We start from the raw sequence: 16,259 nt of genomic DNA, 5'->3' as shown, positions 1-16,259 counted from the left end.
GAGACTGGGGCGTGGAACCCCGGATCAGCTGAGGAAGCGTCTTTCGGGGCGTCAACCCAAACCGAAAGAGACCCGATGACCGATCGCTTCGATGACGGTTTCAAGCCAGCCGCTCCGCCGCATCCAGTACCTGACAAGACGCCCGCGCAGCATCGGCATCCCGTGATCCTGCGCGCCTCCGCCGTCGTTGTTGCCGGCATCCTGTCGGCGCTGATGCTGACGGCCGTGGTGCCACCGATCGTCGCCGACCAGTCGGACCGCGCCGTCGTCGATGCGCCGGTCATGCTGCTGACCTCACCGATCGCGGGGCAGGTCGAGATGCTTTCGGCGACGCCCGGGGGCGAGGTTCGGGCGCGCGATCGCCTCGCTCAGATCACCAATTCGCGCCTGGATCGCACCACGCTCATCTCGTTGGAGGAAAAAGCAGCAGACGCGCGCCAGAAGCTCGACGCGACCCGCGCCAAGCATCAATCCGACATCACCTATGTCGCTTCGCTCGATCAGGAGATCGACGGTCAGGCCGAGCAGTTGGAGGTGCAACTGCAGTCGCAGATCGAGGAACTGCGCGCGCGTGTCGCGCAGTCCAACGCGCAGAGCAGCGAGAAGAAGGCCATCGTCGACCGCCAAAACCGCATGGTCGCCCGCGACGCCGCCAGCCTGGACATGGTGAAGCCGACCGAGCAGCAATATGCGGCGGCCCTGCACGACACCGATGCGCAGAATGCCAAGCTGAACCAGAAGCAGACGCAATTGAAGGCTCTCAACGCCGGCATCTATGTCGGCGAGGATCTGGTCGCGCTCAACATGCTCGGCCAGAAACGCCGGGACATCGATCTGGATGCCAGGCGGATGCAGATCGAGGAGAAGCAGCAATCCGCCGTACTCGAGGATCTGGAACGGCTGATCAAGTCCGAGCGCGAGCGTCTGGCACGGCTCGCCTCGGCGGACGTGCTTTCGCCCGGTCCCGGCAAGGTGCTCGCGGTGGGCGCCGAGACCGGCCGCCACGTCAGCGCTGGCGATACGATCGCCTCGGTGGTCGACTGCGACAAGCGGTTCGTGGTCGCGATCTTCTCCTATCGCCAGGGTGAAACGATGAAGCCGGGCACCAAGGTGCGCATCGACGGCGGCGGCTTCCACAGCGGCGTCGTCAGCGCCGTGCTGCCGAAGACCAGCGACAAGGTCGACGAGCGCTTCGCCGTGCCGTTTCCGCAGACCGAGCGACGCGAGCTGTATCTGATGATCACGCCGGATGCGGCGTCCGACAGCGTGGCACCACAGCCTGCGTCCGCAGCGACGCCGGCCTGCACGGTGGGGCAGTGGGTGACGGTCACCCGTGACAACGGCATCGTGCCGTCGATGTCGGTGACGTGGCGCCGGCTCGGCCATCTCGTCGCCTCGCTGACTGATCTCGATCCCTCCGAGCCCGGCGAGGCGACGCGGCGAGCCGGCGTCGCCAAGCTGGATTCCGCGTTGCGATCGTCCAGTGTGCGGCAGCCTGACCTGGACGAACAGTGGCTGCCGACGACCGGGACGGTGTCGGCACAATGAGGCTTATAGCAATGACGGTGGCGGCGATGACGCTGCTCGGCGCGACGCTGCCTGCGCATGCCCAGGCATCGTTCTGCTCCGGTCTGCTGCAGGCGATAGAGCCAAAATTGGCGGGCCGGGGCGGGGTATTCATCCGCAGCTACGAGCCCGGTGCTGACGAGGAGAGACTTCCGCTCGGCCTGTCCACGACGGCTTTCGTCTACGACAATGCGCTCGCTGCGATCGCGCTGGTCGCATGCGGCCGCATCGATCAGGCGCGGGCGATCGGCAATGCGCTGGTGCATGCCGCGTCCCACGACCGCACCTTCGACGACGGCCGGCTCCGCAATGCCTATCGCGCCGGCCCGGTCGGCGCCGGTGCTGCGCTGTTGCCGGGATGGTGGGACGGCCAGAAGAACATCTGGGGCGAGGATGCCGCGCAGGACGGCACCTCGACCGGCAACGTCGCCTGGGCGGCGCTGGCGCTGCTGACGCTGCATCAGGCGACCGGCGAAGATGACTATCTGTCGAGCGCACGGCGCCTGATGGACTGGATCATCACCAATGCGACCAATGGCACGGACGGCTTCAGCGGCGGCTTTCACGGCTACGATCCGCAGCAGGTCCGGCTGACTTGGATGTCGACCGAGCACAACGCCGATGTCCACGCGGTCGCCGATTGGCTGTTTCGCCTGACATCAGATCCGCGCTATCAGGACGCAGCGCAGAAGGCGCGCCGGCTGCTCGACCGCAGCTTCCGCGGCGATCACTTCCTGCTCGGCACCAAGCCGGACGGCAGCGATGCCGACGCCGGCCTGCTCGCGCTCGACGTGCAGCTGTGGCCGTGGATGGCGGTGCCGGATGCGCCGAACTGGCGCAACGCGCTCGGCTTTGCCGAACGCAGGCTCGCGGTCGATGGCGGCTTCGACTTCAACGGCGATCGTGACGGTCTCTGGGTCGAGGGCACGGCGCAGGCGGCGCTGGCCTATCGCATGGTCGGCAATCCCGCCGCTAGCCAGCGGCTGCTCACCGGCTTGCGTGCCGACCACACCGCGTCGGGGCTGCTGAATGCCACGCGTGGCGCGCGGCTCACGACCGGCCTGTCGATCGACCCGAGCGGGACGACCACCATCCCGGATTTCTTCTACTACAAGCGGCCGCATCTCGGCGCCACCGCATGGGCCGTGCTGGCGGAGACCGGCTGGAATCCCTTCACCGGCGCGAGGCTGCCCTGATGTTTCCGACTGCGAGCAATGATGCGTCGGTGCTGAGCACCGACGTCGGCGTCCTGTTGGGACTCCTGGTGATGGCCCGGCTGCTCGATCCGGCGCGGATGCGGGACCGCGTCCTGTTCGGTGCCACCGCCGCATCGTTCCTCGTGGTCTACACGTTGTGGCGCTGGCACGACACGCTGCCGGCGTTCGATCTCACCCTCCAGGCGGTGTGGCCGCGACTGTTCATCACGCTCGAGATCATCGCCATCCTCTATACGTTGATGTCGATGCTGATCCTGACCCGCAGCGTCGATCGCTCGGCGCAGGCCGACGCCGCGCACCGCGCATTGATGGAGAAGGGACAGCAGCCGGCGGTCGACGTCTTCATCTGCACCTATGACGAGCCCAAGGAGATCGTCGAGCGCTCGATCCTCGCCGCGTTGGCGCTCGACTATGTGGACAAGACGATCTGGGTGCTCGACGACACCCGTCGCGACTGGCTCCGCGCCTTCTGCGACGAGGTCGGCGCGCGTCACCTGACGCGGCCTGATAACAAGGGCGCCAAGGCCGGCAATCTCAACAACGCGCTTGCGGCGACGGCGCAGCAGTCGAACGCGCCGGTGATCCTGGTGCTCGACGCGGATTTTGCCCCGCGCCGCGATTTCCTGCAGCGCACGGTGGGGCTGCTGCTGTCCGAGCCCGACATCGCCGTCGTGCAGACGCCGCAGTTCTACTACAACCCGGATCCGATCCAGCACAATCTGCTGGCCTCAGGTCATTGGGTCGACGACCAGCGCTTCTTCTTCGACGTGTTCCAGCCGGCGAAGGATGCGTGGGGCTGCGCGTTCTGCGTCGGCACCTCCTTCGTGGTCCGCCGCGAGCGGCTTGCGGAGACCGGCGGCTTCCCGCATGCGGCGATCTCCGAGGATCTCAATCTCACTTACACCTTGCTCAAGCGCGGCCATCGCACCGTCTGGCTCAACGAGCCGCTCAGCTTCGGTCTATCGGCCGAAGGCGTCCCCGAATACATCACCCAGCGGGCGCGCTGGTGTCTCGGCACGATCCAGGTCGCGTTGCTGCGCGACGGTCCGATGCGCAGCCGCGGCTACAGCTTCACGCAGCGCTGGCAGTTCCTGCATGGCGTGCTGAACTGGCTCTGCAAGCCGTTCATGGTGTTGCTGCTAATCGCGCCGCCGGTCTACTGGTTCGGCGGACTCCCAGCCTTCGAGGCCGATTATCTGTCCTTCCTGCGCTATGGCGTGCCGGCGCTGCTCGGCACCATCATCTACATGGGCTGGATCTCGCGTTCGAAGACATTGCCGCTGTTCATGGAGGCGACGCATGCGGTGACGTGCTTCGCCGTCACCGCCACTCTGATCAGTGCAATGGTCCGGCCTTTCGGCCGCCCGTTCAAGGTCACCGACAAAGGCGGCGACCGCTCGCAGCCGCGCGTGCATGGCAAGCTGGCCGCCATCTTCGGCCTGATCGCCGCGAGTTCGGCGGCCGCCATCGTCTGGGCCTTCGTGTCGCCGAGCGCCGCCAGCGAAATCTCGTCGATCGACTATTTCAACCTACTATGGGCAGGCATCGCGATGCTGATCGCCTTCATCGCGTTTCTTGTGTGCTTCGAGCTGCCGCGAGCCGAGGATCTGTTCCCGAGCGACGAAGCAGCGTGGCTGGCGCATCAGGGTCAAGTCGTGCCGTGCCGCATCGACGCCCTGTCGCTCTCCTCCGCGCGTGTGACGGGCTCGCGCCATTGTCGCCCCGGCAGTGCGATGCCCTTGCATCTCGATGATCTCGGCTGGATCGACGCCACCGTCGATGCTGTCTCAAAGACGACGACGCATCTGCGTCTGCAACCGACGGAAGCGCAGCGAAGGCAGCTCGTGATCCGCCTGTTCAGCTCCTCCTGCGGCGTCATCACCGGCCGCGCCCGCCTGCGCGGCGCCCTCGCAGGCCTGGCCCGCCGCGGCTTCGTCGGACGGTGATTCCCGATGATAGGTCATTCTGGAGTTTCGCGCTTTCCCCCGAATGACGGGCGGAGAGAGACTGGCCGATCGACTGATGGCGGCGCCCCAGCCGGGCTGTCACCGCTGCGCGTCCTCGATCTTGTCCAGCACCTTTTCCGGCGCGATGTCCTTCGAGGCGTCGCGCAGCTCTGGTTTGGCGTCCGGCTCGACCCCCATCTGTTTCGCCATCTGGTTCAACAGCGTTACCACCTGCGTCAGTTCGTGCTCGGTCAGCAGGCTGATCTGCAGGTCGAGGTCGGCGCGCTTGTCGGCTTCGCCGGCCATCCGGTTCTGTGAGATCAGCACGAAGGTCGACAGGAAGATCGCCTCCACCGAGGCGATCATCGCCAGCACGACGAAGCTCTCGTCCCAGGCGGGCACGCCGGGCACAAGGTGCAAGTTGGCGACGATCCAGAAGCCGAATACCGCCAGGTGCAGGTAAACGAAGATCATCGATCCGGTGAACCGCGTGATCCCGTCGGCGACCTTCTGCTGCGTGGTCGCCTCGCTGAGCTCGCGCTTGCGCCGGTCGACCAGCGCCTGGATGTTGCGTTCGAGGGCAGGGGTGAGCCCTGGGCTGGGCGCTGGATTGGGAGCGAGCTCTCGGGTCATGCCAGGCCAACGAAGCGGCGGAAGGTGCGTTCCCATGGGAGAAAGTCCATGATGCAGGCGGTATGCGAGCTCACGGGATGGCCGTGCCTCGGTTCCAACCGCCAGTGTCTCGACGGCGCACGAACAGGATTGGCAGGACGCCGGCGGTGCCAAACTCCTCGGTTCCGTATGTCTATTCGCCGTAGGTCCGATGCCCCCTCGTTAGGCTTATTGATCGATTAAGACTAACACCAAAATGCCGGGTGCCCTGAACGGCAGGGCAAAGCCCTGTGGGCTATGATTTTGCCCGAAAGCCGCGCGGTCTTGCAGGCGCTCTCGAAGCGGACGCGAGCTGCGCGACAGAGGGCAGGGCACATCAGGTATGGATGCTGGACCGCAAAAGGCGACGCCTGAGACCACGCGCATGGTGTGGATCGACTACGCGCGCGGTCTCGGCGTGATCCTGGTGGTGTATGGCCACGTGCTGGGCGGCCTCGTACGCCCTGGCATCTTCCCGGACGGCGCGCTGGCGCGCTGGATGGACTACACGCTCTACACGTTCCACATGCCGCTGTTCTTCTTCCTGGCCGGCCTGAACGTGCAGCACAGCTTGCGGAAGGGCGCGCGCCCCTTCCTGGAATCCAAACTGTGGACGATCGCCTATCCCTACGTGCTGTGGTCGCTGATCCAGGGCGGGACGACGATGCTGTTGGCGCGGGACGCCAACATTCCGATCTATCCGAGCGATCTCGCCGCGATCTGGTTTCGTCCGATCGCGCAATTCTGGTTTCTCTACGCGCTCATGATCTGCCATCTGGTTGCGGTGTTCGTCCCCTCACGGGCGGTGCTGGTCTCACTGGCGGTCGCCGGCTTCGCGGTCTTCCTCATGCTTCCGATCCGGCCGGATCTCGCCCTGACCTTGCACCACCTGCCGTTCTATGTCGCGGGCCTGTATGGCGCGCGCTCGATGGCGGAGTGGCGCCCGCAGGGCTGGTCCTTGCTGATCGCGATCGGAGCGGCCTTTGCGGTCGCGGTGGCGCTCGGAGGTCATCTGTCGGGCATGGACGCCAACGGCCTCGCCTCGCTGCCGGCCTGCGTGCTCGGGATTGCCGGTACGGTCCTGTTCTGCCGGCTGCTCGACCCCGCGCATCACCGCTGGCTCGCCGCCGTCGGCATCGCGTCGATGACGATCTATGTGCTGCACATCCTCGCCGGCTCGGGCATGCGCATCATCATGCTCAAGGCGCATGTCCCAGCGTGGCCCTGGCTCTATCTGCTGGCAGGAACCGCAGCCGGCGTCGTGCTCCCCCTGATCGCTCATGCCGCCTTGCGGCGGCTGCATCTGCTGACGGTGTTCGGCCTCGCGGCCCCCGGCCGGCGCAAGCCGCAACCGGTGCCGATCGCGCCGCGGGTCGCCACGTCCGATCAGGCACCGGTCTGATGCCCTCGCGGGCTGAAGGCGCGCCGGGCCTGGCCGGCCGTCTGATCGATCGGACAGGCCATCGCGACCAGCATCCAGAACAGCGCAGAGACCTCGCCCGAGGAGATGCTGGTCAGCGGCATTTGGATCAGCAGCGCGCTGATGGCGAGAGCGCCCAGCACCACGCCCTCCCGCGTCGGCATTCGCCAGGCTGCGCCGGTCGCGCCGAGACCGACCCAGATGTAGGCCGTCAGGCAGATCAGTCCGACCGGAATGCCCATCGTCACCCAGCTTGCGATGATCTGGCCGTCGATCGGCATCGCGCCGGCGACGCCGACGTCTGTGATGGTGAAGCCCGATCCCAGCACCATGCTGTTCGGCGCGTTCCAAAGCATCACGAACTCGTCGAGTCGCTCGCTGCCGCTGCTGTCCTGCGACACGCTGCCGAGCGACTCGAAACGGGAGGTGATGACATCCGCAAACGGCGTGAACAGGACGGTGACGACCACCGCGGCCAGCAGTCCGATCGTCAGCGACAGAGAGCGCGTTCGCGTCGCGGGGAAGAACAGGCAGAACAGGACGCCGACAGCGAGCGTGATCCAGCTGGTGCGATAGAGCGACAGCAACAGGCCGAGCGCCGCCGGGGCCATCGCGATCATCGCCAGCCAGCCCGGTCGCAGGAAGCCGACCAGCAGCAGGCCGGTGGCCGTGAAGGTCGCATAGCTTGCAGGCCCGTTCATCGTGCTGAACACGCGCACCATGTAGGGCAGCGGATAGCCGGCGGAGGTGATGCTGGCATTCACCATCCAGAAGCGATCCCAGTTTTGCGGGTCGACATATTGCCAGATGCCATAAAGGCCGGTGAGCGGCAACACGAGCATGAACACGCGCGTGATCGCATCGATCAGGACAGTGTCGGATCGTGCCTGCTGCTGCAGCGCGATCGCATAGAGCACCGGCGCGGCCCATTTCATGCCGCCATTGGCGGCATTGAACCAGTCGTTCTGGAACATCGACAGCGCGCCGCCGTAGAGGATGCAGGCCAGGATGATGAACGGCGGCACCAGCCACGGATTGCTCGGCCCGGTTCTGTCCGCGGGCGAGAGGATCAGGCTCGGGATCGGCATGAGGATGAACAGCAGCGGGCCGCTCAGCATGATGCCCGAGGAGTCGAAGCCCGCGGAGGCGTCGACCAGGCGACGCACGAACGGGGCGAAGGCGAACATGATGATCGCCGACTGCACGTGAGCGGCGGCACTGCGGCGCCACGCAAACCATCCGGCGACGGCGCAGCCGAGGATGAAGGCCGGTCTGACCAGTCCGCCGAGGACGGGACCGGCGAGCGCCGCTGCCAACAGCAGCAGTGCGGTCGGCCAGCAATCCATTGCCAGGGCAGCGAGCGGCCGCGCGTCGATTCGGCTTTCCTTCATGGCAGCGGACTATAATGGAAAAGGCGGCTCGCGATGAATTTCCGGATGAAGGCAGTGCCAGCGCATGCGAGAGCGCGTGCGGTTCCTGGTACTTCCGCGCAAAGAGGACGTGATCCGGTCATGATGACGTGGGGCGCGATCGGCGCATCTGTCGGAGCGTGGCTCGTCCTGCTGAGTGCCACCGCCGGTGCAGCGGAGGTGCTGCCGCCACGTGATGTCTGCCAGCCGACCACCGCGGCCAAGTCGCGTGACGGCAATTGTGCTGCCTGCCCCGTCGGCCCGATCTCGACGCGACCGCGCTTTCAGGCCCTGGTGGCGCAGGTGGGCGCGCGCGCCGCCGCCTTCGACGACATCGATCGCCGCATCGACGGGGCAAGCAGCGACCCGGAGGTGCAGAGCCTGCTGAAGGGGCGCAAGCTCGCGCAGGTGCTGTATGGGTCGGATGCGGATTTCATCGCGGGCGGCAACGCCTCGCGCTGTCTCCTGCCTGACAACGAGGAGGCGCGCGCCGCGGCCACGCCGGTTCCCTGCAACGCCATTCCCCGCGACGGACTGGTGGTGCTGCTGACCGCCGGGCAGTCGAACATCTCCAATGCCGGCGCGCCCGATCCAAGCGGACAGCTCTATCAGCCGCGGCACCGCTTCTACAATTTCGATCGCTTCGACGGCCGCTGCTACCTTGCGCACAATCCCTTGCTGGGAACGACGGGCGACGGCGAGAACGTCGCCACGCGGCTGGGCGACGAACTGATCGATCGCGGGCTTGCGAAGACGGTGGTGATCGCGCCCGCCGCGATCGGCGGCACCTATGTCGAGGAGTGGCGCGCCCGCGGCGGCAAATATTTCGAGGTGCTGCTGTCGACGTTGGCCGGCTTGCGCGACGCCGGTCTCGAGCCGAGCGCGGTGCTCTGGCATCAGGGCGAGAGCAACGCCTTCGCGTTCTCGACCAATGGCGCGGAGGACGGCACGCAGCTGCAGGTCACCGCGAAGATGAAGGAGGCGGCGCGGCTGTCCTATTTGCGCAACGATCTCGAGATCATCGCGGGCTTGCGCGCGGCCGACGTGACCGCACCGATCTTCGTGGCGACGGCGACGCTCTGCGGCAGCATGCCCGACGAGATCATCCGGTCGGCGCAGGCCGCCGTGCCAAACCCTGCGCTCGGCGTCTATCCGGGGCCGGACACCGACCGGATCGGCCTTCCGCTGCGCCACGACCGCTGCCACATGAGCCGCGCCGGCACCGAGCTGCACGCAAAGATGTGGGCCGATCGCCTGGCTGATTATTGGAAATCCGGTGCGCGGAAGCCCTGAGCCGCTGGACGATCAGCCCAGCTTCTGATCCCGCGCGTCGTGGGTGGTCTCGCTGGCCGACTTCGTTGCCGCCTTCTCGGCGCCTTTCTCGGCGCCCTTGCGGCTGGCGATCGCGGCGACCTTGCGGCCCGAGATCTCGCTGCCGGCGTCATCCGGCATCTGCCAGAAGAAGATCGACGACAGCGCCGAGGTGATGGCGACGACGATGAAGGCCGGCGCGAACGAGGTGGCGGTGAGCTGGCTCGCGCCATGCGCCCACATCGTGGTCTCCACCGAGAACGCGCCGACCGCGACGCCGGCCGAGATCGCCAGCTGCTGGTTGACGCTGGTGAGCGTGGTGGCGCGGCTCATCTGCGCGGTCTCGACCTCGGCATAGGCCACGGTGTTGATCGCGGTGAACTGCAGCGAGCGGAAGAAGCCGCCGACGAACAGGATGATCACGATCAGCAGCAGCGGCGTCGCCGGCGTGAACAGCGCGCAGGCGGCGAGGAAGACCGAGCTGACGACCGCGTTGACCGTCATCAGATGGCGGAAGCCGAAGGTCTTGATCAGCCGCGCCGCCAGCGCCTTCATGCCCATCGCGCCGGCCGAGGAGCCGAAGGTGACGAGGCCGGATTGGAACGGCGACAGGCCGAAGCCGAGCTGCATCAAGAGCGGCAGCAGGAAGGGCAGGGCGCCGATGCCGAGCCGGAACATGAAGCCGCCGACGATCGAGGCCCGCAACGTGGGCAGCCGCAGCAGGGAGAAATCGAGCACCGGCGAATTGGTCCGCCAGGAGTGGCGGACATAGAGCGTCATCGAGATGGCGCCGATCGCGACGAGGCTGCCGACCACCGACCAGGGCAGCAGGTTGAGGCCGGCCACGGAGAGGCCGAAGGCGAGGCCGGCGAGGCCGATGCCGGCGAGCACCATGCCATAGAGATCGAACGGCTCGGGATTGTCGCTCTTGATCGGATCGATGAAGCGCAGCGCCATGATGATGCCGACGATGCCGATCGGGATGTTAATCAGGAAGATCCAGTGCCAGGAGAAATAGGTGGTGATGAAGCCGCCGACCGGCGGCCCGATCACGGGACCGATCAGCGCGGGGATGGTCACCCAGGCCATCGCGCCGACCAGCGCGCTCTTGTCGACGGAGCGCAGCAGCACGAGGCGTCCGACGGGCGTCATCATCGCCCCGCCCATGCCCTGCAGGATGCGCGCGAACACGAAGTTCTCGACCGAGTTGGCCAGCGCGCAGCCGATCGAGCCGATCATGAACACCGCGACGGCGCTCGAGAACACGCGCCGCGCGCCGAACCGGTCGGCGGTCCAGCCGCTCGCCGGGATGAACACCGCGAGCGATAGCAGGTAGGACGTGATCGCGAGCTTCAAGGTCAGCGGGCTGGTGCCGATATCCTTGGCGATCGCCGGCAGCGAGGTCGCGATGACCGTGGAGTCCATGTTTTCCATGAACAGGGCGGTGGCGACGATCAGCGGAATGATTCGTTGCTTGTTCATCGAATCCTGGGGAGAGGACAGAGGCGGGCCGGCGCGGCGGCTTTAACACCCTGCGACGAAGGGGGCCATTGCGTGGGCGGCATGGCCCCCCAAATGCAGCGCGACGCTGTCGCGTCGCTGATGGGAGATGCGCCGATGATCTACCTGCTCGCCGCTTTGGTGCCGCCGCTGGGTCTGCTGCTCAACGGGCAGCCGTTCGCGGCGATCTTCAACCTGCTGCTCTCAGTGGTCTGCCTGGTGCTCGGCCTGTTCTTCCACGTGCTGCTGCTGGTGCCCTCGGCGCACGCCTTGATCGCCGTGCACATGCGGCGGAAGGACCGGCGCCACCGCGAGGTGGTCGACGCCATCCGCCGTTACGGCCCCCCGCCGGGCGCCTGGCGCTGACGGCGGAACTTCTGCCCCGGAATTGGGGCTTAGACGACCTTTTGTTGCGCCTCAGGGGCCGATCCGGGCGGTCATTCGCAATCGCGGGAGGATGGCGGATCGGCCCTTTGATTCGTCACAGGCCCATGCTATCGACCCGCGTCAACCCCACCGATGGGCTCCGATTCGACGGCGAGGCATGGTCTCGACGGCGGCGCCGCTCATCCTTAAATCCCATCGCGGCCGTTATGGTCGCAGACAAGGAGTTGACGATGGCGACCGTGCAGACACTTCGCGAAGCCTTCACCTTCGACGACGTGCTCTTGAAGCCGGGCCTCTCCGATGTGCTTCCCTCCGAGGTCGACATCCGCTCGCGCGTGACGCGTGAGATCCCGTTGAACATTCCGATCATGGCGTCCGCCATGGATACCGTCACCGAGGCGCGCATGGCGATCGCGATGGCGCAGGCCGGCGGTGTCGGGGTCATCCACCGCAATTTCGATCCCGAGGGCCAGGCCGCCCAGGTCCGCCAGGTCAAGAAGTTCGAATCCGGCATGGTGGTGAACCCGCTGACCATTTCCCCGGACGCGACGCTCGCCGACGCGCTGGCGCTGATGAAGGATTACGGCTTCTCCGGCATTCCCGTGGTGACCGGCGGAGCCAAGGGCATCCCCGGCAAGCTGGTCGGCATCCTCACCAACCGCGACGTGCGCTTCGCCACCGATCCGCGCCAGAAGATCTCCGAGCTGATGACGCACGAGAACCTCGTCACCGTGCGCGAGGGCGTCGGCCAGGACGAGGCCAAGAAGATCCTGCACAAGCACCGCATCGAGAAGCTGCTCGTCGTCGACGATCAGTACCGCTGCGTCGGCTTGATCACCGTCAAGGACATGGAGAAGGCGGTCGCGCATCCGCTCGCCTGCAAGGACGCGCAGGGGCGCTTGCGCGTCGCCGCAGCGACGACCGTGGGCGAGGGTGGCTTCGAGCGCACCGAGAAGCTGATCGAGGCCGGCGTCGACCTCGTCGTGGTCGACACCGCGCACGGCCATTCATCGCGCGTGCTGGAGGCGGTCAACCGCATCAAGCGCATCTCCAATGCGGTGCAGGTGATCGCCGGCAACATCGCCACCCGGGACGGCGCTCAGGCGCTGATCGATGCCGGCGCTGACGCCGTCAAGGTCGGCATCGGCCCGGGCTCGATCTGCACCACCCGTATCGTCGCCGGCGTCGGCGTGCCGCAGCTCACCGCGATCATGGATGCGGTGGAGGCGGCCAAGAAGGCCGACGTGCCCGTGATCGCCGACGGCGGCATCAAGTTCTCCGGCGATCTCGCCAAGGCGCTCGCCGCCGGCGCCGATGTTGCGATGGTCGGCTCGCTGCTCGCCGGCACCGACGAGACGCCCGGCGAAGTGTTCCTGTGGCAGGGCCGCTCCTACAAGGCCTATCGCGGCATGGGCTCGGTCGGCGCGATGGCGCGCGGCTCGGCCGACCGCTACTTCCAGCAGGACATCAAGGACACCTTGAAGCTCGTGCCCGAGGGCATCGAGGGCCAGGTGCCGTACAAGGGCCCGGTCGGCAACGTCATGCACCAGCTCGCCGGCGGTCTCCGCGCCGCCATGGGCTATGTCGGCGCCAAGGATCTCGGCGAGTTCCACGGCAAGGCCGAATTCGTCCGCATCACCGGCGCCGGCCTGCGGGAAAGCCACGTCCACGACGTGACGATCACGCGCGAAAGCCCGAACTATCCGGGCGGGGCGTAAGCTTTCCCCGCTCTCTCCGTCATTGCGAGCGAAGCGAAGCAATCCAGGGGCGGCGCACGCAGCCCTGGATTGCTTCGTCGCTTCGCTCCTCGCAATGACGGTGCCCTGGGGCACGTATAAGCTGTCCCAACCAACAACAGAGGAAACACCATGTCCCAAGCCAAGCGCATCGTGCTCGCCGCGCGTCCCGTCGGCGAGCCCAAGCCCAGCGATTTCCGCCTCGAGGAGCACGCTATCCCGACGCCCGGCGCCGGCGAGGTGCTGCTGCGCACGATCTGGCTGTCGCTCGATCCCTACATGCGCGGGCGCATGAGCGACGGGCCGTCGTACGCGCAGCCGGTGCCGGTCGGCGGCGTCATGGAGGCGGGGACCGTGTGCGAGGTGGTGGCCTCCAACAATCCCGGCTTCAAGGCCGGCGACATCGTGCTGGCGCGCGCCGGCTGGCAGACGCACGCGATCTCCGACGGCAAGGGTCTCGCCAAGGTCGACCCGAGCCTCGCGCCCATCTCGACCGCCGTCGGCGTGCTCGGCATGCCCGGCATGACCGCCTATACCGGCCTGCTCGACATCGGCCAGCCCAAGCCGGGCGAGACCGTGGTGGTTGCCGCCGCCTCCGGCGCGGTCGGCTCGGCGGTCGGGCAGATCGCGAAGATCAAGGGCGCCCGCGCCATCGGCATCGCCGGCGGCAAGGACAAATGCGACTATGTGAAAAAAGAATTCGGCTTCGACGACTGCCTCGACCATCGCGACCCCGATCTCGCCGCCAAGCTGAAAGAGGCCTGCCCGAAGGGCATCGACGTCTATTTCGAGAATGTCGGCGGCCCGGTGTTCGAGGCGGTGTTCCCGCTGTTCAACGCCTTCGCCCGCATGCCGGTCTGCGGCCTGATCGCGCATTACAACGATACCCAGTCCGCCTCGCCGAAATGGGCCGGCGCGCTGATGCGCAACGTGCTGACCAAGCGGCTCACCATCCGCGGCTTCATCGTCTCCGACTTCGCCTCCCGCCATGGCGACTTCCTCAAGGACATGTCGGCCTGGGTCCGCGACGGCAAGGTCAAGTACAAGGAGCACGTCACCGAGGGCCTAGAGAACGCGCCCACGGCCTTCATGGGCCTGCTCAAGGGAGCCAACTTCGGCAAGCAGCTGGTGCGGGTCGGGCAGGACAAAGCCTAAGCCCAAGGCCTGACGCCACACTTGATGTGAAAGTTCAGCGCGGCCGTAAAATCACGGGAACCACAGCCCCTTATCGGGAGTCCTGATGGAACCGATTCATCAGAGGGCCCGGCGCCATGCCGGGCCCTCGCCATTCAAGGGGGATTTTCGATGTCGCTGCCCATGGTGCTGCTGCCCGTCTTCGTCGAGGTCGCGCTCACTTTCGCGCTGCTGTTCTGGAACAAGAGACGCGGCCAAGCCACGGATGCCGCCGACGAATTCGGCCTGCCGACCTTGTTCTACGCCCTGATCGCGATCGCGCTGCCGCTGCGCCATGCCGATCTGGTGATCGTGCTGTTGTCCTGGGTGTTCGTCGTCACCCGCTTCGTCAATGCCGGCTTTATCCGCGGGGCAGACAAGCGCGGGCTTGCCTGGACCGCCTCGGCGCTGGTGCTGCTGGCGATGTGGCTGTATTTCGCGCTGAAGATGCTTCTCCTGATCTAGAACGGAAGTCCTGATGACCCCCGCCGCCCGGCTGTCCGCCGCCATCGACATCATCGAGTCCATCGAAGCCCAGCGGGCGCCGGCGGCGAAGGCGCTGAAGGACTGGGGCACCAGCCACCGCTTCGCCGGCTCCGGCGACCGCGCCGCCATCGCCGGCCTGGTCTGGGACGTACTGCGCCGCCGTGCCTCCAGCGCCTGGGTGATGCAGGACGACACGGCGCGGGCGCGGGTGCTCGGCATGCTCAAGCTCGAGCGCGGGCTGGACGTGCCGACCATCGCCGCGATGTGCGACGGCAGCCGCTTCGCGCCGCCGCCGCTCACGGCCACCGAGGAGAAGGCGCTGGCCTCGCGCACCACCGAAGGCGCGCCGCCGCCGGTCGCCGGCGACTATCCCGACTGGCTCGACCCGTATCTCACGGCCGTGTTCGGCGACGACCGCGTCGCGGAGGCCATGGCGATGGCCAGCCGCGCGCCGCTCGACCTGCGCGTCAACACGCTGAAGGCCAAGCGCGAGAAGGTGCAGGCCTCGCTGAAGCATCTCGGCGCCGTGCCGACCCCGTGGTCGCCTCTGGGCTTGCGCATCACGCTCGGCGCCGACGCCCGCAATCCCGGTGTCCATGCCGAGGAGGATTTCATCAAGGGCGCCATCGAGGTCCAGGACGAGGGCTCGCAGCTCGCAGCACTCTTCACCGCCGCCAAGCCCGGCGAGCAGGTCATCGACCTCTGCGCCGGCGCCGGCGGCAAGACCCTGGCGCTGGCCGCGATGATGGGCGGCAAGGGCCGCCTGATCGCCACCGACCACGACAAGCGCCAGCTCGCCCCCATCCACGAGCGGCTCTCGCGCGCCGGCGTCCACAATGCCGATGTCCGCAGCCCGAAAGGCGACGCCGACCCGCTCGCCGACATCAAGGCCTCGGCCGACCTCGTCGTCATCGATGCCCCCTGCACGGGCACCGGCACTTGGCGCCGCAACCCCGACGCCAAATGGCGCATGCGCCCCGGCGCGCTCGAGATCCGCCTCAAGGACCAGGCCGAAGTGCTTGATCGCGCAGCCGCCCTGGTCAAGCCCGGCGGCCGCATCGCCTACATCACCTGTTCGGTGCTGCAGCCCGAAAACGGCGACCAGGTCCGCGCCTTCGTCGCCCGCCACCCGGCCTTCACCATCCAGCCCCCCGACCAGACCGCCACCGTCCTCTGGGACAAGGCCGAGGCCTTCGCCGAGGCCGCACTGAAGTCGGAGGAGGGCTGGCTGATGACCCCCCGCCGCACCGGCACGGACGGCTTCTTCGTCTCGGTCATGAAGAAGGCATAAGCTCTCTCCGCCATCGAAGGTCTCTCCGCGTCAAAGCTCTTTCCGTCGTCATTGCGAGCGAAGCGAAGCAATCCAGAGTCCCGCTCGCCACCCTGGATTGCTTCGCTTCGCTCGCAATGACGGGGGAGGCGGTCGCGCCACCCTACGGCCACTCGCCATGACGGGC

The 16,259-nt window shown here is 67.0% G+C and carries 13 protein-coding genes; 10 read left to right on the top strand and 3 right to left on the bottom strand.

Annotated features, from left to right (window positions below; all coding sequences use genetic code 11):
• Positions 1-75 precede the first annotated feature (75 nt).
• Genes HL666_RS04820 through HL666_RS04810 form a run of 3 tightly spaced genes read left to right on the top strand, consistent with a single transcriptional unit; the run spans position 76 to position 4,729 of the window.
• The gene (locus HL666_RS04820; protein WP_172180231.1) at positions 76-1,548 is read left to right on the top strand and encodes an HlyD family secretion protein; all 1,473 of its coding nucleotides are present in this window, start codon (positions 76-78) and stop codon (positions 1,546-1,548) included.
• Positions 1,545-2,762 (top strand): hypothetical protein, encoded by a 1,218-nt coding sequence (locus HL666_RS04815; RefSeq protein ID WP_172180229.1) that lies wholly within the window; start codon positions 1,545-1,547, stop codon positions 2,760-2,762. The genes HL666_RS04820 and HL666_RS04815 overlap by 4 nt, the downstream gene beginning before the upstream one ends.
• Complete coding sequence (locus tag HL666_RS04810; RefSeq protein WP_172180227.1) at positions 2,762-4,729, top strand: glycosyltransferase family 2 protein; 1,968 nt, start codon at positions 2,762-2,764, stop codon at positions 4,727-4,729. Before HL666_RS04815 ends, HL666_RS04810 begins: the two co-directional genes overlap by 1 nt.
• Positions 4,730-4,828: 99 nt before the next feature.
• On the opposite strand, the gene HL666_RS04805 is transcribed toward HL666_RS04810, so the two are convergent.
• A complete protein-coding gene (locus HL666_RS04805; RefSeq protein WP_172108222.1) occupies positions 4,829-5,362 on the bottom strand; it encodes a DUF1003 domain-containing protein in 534 nt (177 codons plus the stop codon).
• 361 nt (positions 5,363-5,723) lie between these two features.
• Here HL666_RS04805 and HL666_RS04800 point away from each other — a divergent pair, with 361 nt between their 5' ends.
• Entirely contained in the window at positions 5,724-6,782 is a 1,059-nt protein-coding gene (locus HL666_RS04800) for an acyltransferase family protein (RefSeq protein ID WP_172108224.1), read from the top strand.
• On the opposite strand, the gene HL666_RS04795 is transcribed toward HL666_RS04800, so the two are convergent.
• Positions 6,767-8,191, bottom strand: coding sequence for an O-antigen ligase family protein (locus HL666_RS04795; protein WP_210261756.1), 1,425 nt, complete (start codon positions 8,189-8,191; stop codon positions 6,767-6,769). The genes HL666_RS04800 and HL666_RS04795 overlap by 16 nt on opposite strands.
• Before the next feature lie 120 nt (positions 8,192-8,311).
• Between HL666_RS04795 and HL666_RS04790 the strand changes: the two genes are divergently transcribed.
• Positions 8,312-9,502 carry a sialate O-acetylesterase gene (locus HL666_RS04790; RefSeq protein ID WP_172180225.1) on the top strand — a complete coding sequence of 397 codons (1,191 nt, stop codon included), beginning with the start codon at positions 8,312-8,314 and terminating at the stop codon, positions 9,500-9,502.
• A 12-nt stretch (positions 9,503-9,514) separates the two neighbouring features.
• On the opposite strand, the gene HL666_RS04785 is transcribed toward HL666_RS04790, so the two are convergent.
• Entirely contained in the window at positions 9,515-11,002 is a 1,488-nt protein-coding gene (locus HL666_RS04785) for a DHA2 family efflux MFS transporter permease subunit (RefSeq protein ID WP_172180223.1), read from the bottom strand.
• Positions 11,003-11,137: 135 nt separating this feature from the next.
• On the opposite strand from HL666_RS04785, the gene HL666_RS04780 reads away from it, so the two are divergent.
• The 5 genes from HL666_RS04780 (at position 11,138) to HL666_RS04760 (ending at position 16,093) form a co-directional block, all read left to right on the top strand.
• A complete protein-coding gene (locus tag HL666_RS04780; protein ID WP_172180935.1) occupies positions 11,138-11,386 on the top strand; it encodes a hypothetical protein in 249 nt (82 codons plus the stop codon).
• 251 nt (positions 11,387-11,637) lie between these two features.
• Positions 11,638-13,125: an IMP dehydrogenase gene (guaB, locus tag HL666_RS04775; protein WP_172180221.1), complete on the top strand. Its 1,488-nt coding sequence runs from the start codon at positions 11,638-11,640 to the stop codon at positions 13,123-13,125.
• Between the two features lie 150 nt (positions 13,126-13,275).
• On the top strand, positions 13,276-14,298 hold the full coding sequence (gene curA / locus HL666_RS04770; protein ID WP_172180219.1) for an NADPH-dependent curcumin/dihydrocurcumin reductase: 1,023 nt from the start codon (positions 13,276-13,278) through the stop codon (positions 14,296-14,298).
• Positions 14,299-14,448: 150 nt separating this feature from the next.
• Positions 14,449-14,781: an MAPEG family protein gene (locus HL666_RS04765; RefSeq protein ID WP_172108236.1), complete on the top strand. Its 333-nt coding sequence runs from the start codon at positions 14,449-14,451 to the stop codon at positions 14,779-14,781.
• A 13-nt stretch (positions 14,782-14,794) separates the two neighbouring features.
• Complete coding sequence (locus HL666_RS04760) at positions 14,795-16,093, top strand: RsmB/NOP family class I SAM-dependent RNA methyltransferase (RefSeq protein WP_172108238.1); 1,299 nt, start codon at positions 14,795-14,797, stop codon at positions 16,091-16,093.
• Positions 16,094-16,259 lie beyond the last annotated feature (166 nt).

Source organism: Bradyrhizobium aeschynomenes (assembly GCF_013178945.1).
Classification (GTDB): Bacteria; Pseudomonadota; Alphaproteobacteria; order Rhizobiales; family Xanthobacteraceae; genus Bradyrhizobium; species Bradyrhizobium aeschynomenes.
Note: the sequence above shows the minus strand (reverse complement) of the source record. Positions and strands in the feature narration are given on the sequence as shown.

Coding starts and splice junctions, on each gene's coding strand:
- HL666_RS04820 (WP_172180231.1), top strand. CDS start 76: ATGACCGATCGCTTCGATGACGGTTTCAAGCCAGCCGCTCCGCCGCAT.
- HL666_RS04815 (WP_172180229.1), top strand. CDS start 1,545: ATGAGGCTTATAGCAATGACGGTGGCGGCGATGACGCTGCTCGGCGCG.
- HL666_RS04810 (WP_172180227.1), top strand. CDS start 2,762: ATGTTTCCGACTGCGAGCAATGATGCGTCGGTGCTGAGCACCGACGTC.
- HL666_RS04805 (WP_172108222.1), bottom strand. CDS start 5,362: ATGACCCGAGAGCTCGCTCCCAATCCAGCGCCCAGCCCAGGGCTCACC.
- HL666_RS04800 (WP_172108224.1), top strand. CDS start 5,724: ATGGATGCTGGACCGCAAAAGGCGACGCCTGAGACCACGCGCATGGTG.
- HL666_RS04795 (WP_210261756.1), bottom strand. CDS start 8,191: ATGAAGGAAAGCCGAATCGACGCGCGGCCGCTCGCTGCCCTGGCAATG.
- HL666_RS04790 (WP_172180225.1), top strand. CDS start 8,312: ATGATGACGTGGGGCGCGATCGGCGCATCTGTCGGAGCGTGGCTCGTC.
- HL666_RS04785 (WP_172180223.1), bottom strand. CDS start 11,002: ATGAACAAGCAACGAATCATTCCGCTGATCGTCGCCACCGCCCTGTTC.
- HL666_RS04780 (WP_172180935.1), top strand. CDS start 11,138: ATGATCTACCTGCTCGCCGCTTTGGTGCCGCCGCTGGGTCTGCTGCTC.
- guaB (WP_172180221.1), top strand. CDS start 11,638: ATGGCGACCGTGCAGACACTTCGCGAAGCCTTCACCTTCGACGACGTG.
- curA (WP_172180219.1), top strand. CDS start 13,276: ATGTCCCAAGCCAAGCGCATCGTGCTCGCCGCGCGTCCCGTCGGCGAG.
- HL666_RS04765 (WP_172108236.1), top strand. CDS start 14,449: ATGTCGCTGCCCATGGTGCTGCTGCCCGTCTTCGTCGAGGTCGCGCTC.
- HL666_RS04760 (WP_172108238.1), top strand. CDS start 14,795: ATGACCCCCGCCGCCCGGCTGTCCGCCGCCATCGACATCATCGAGTCC.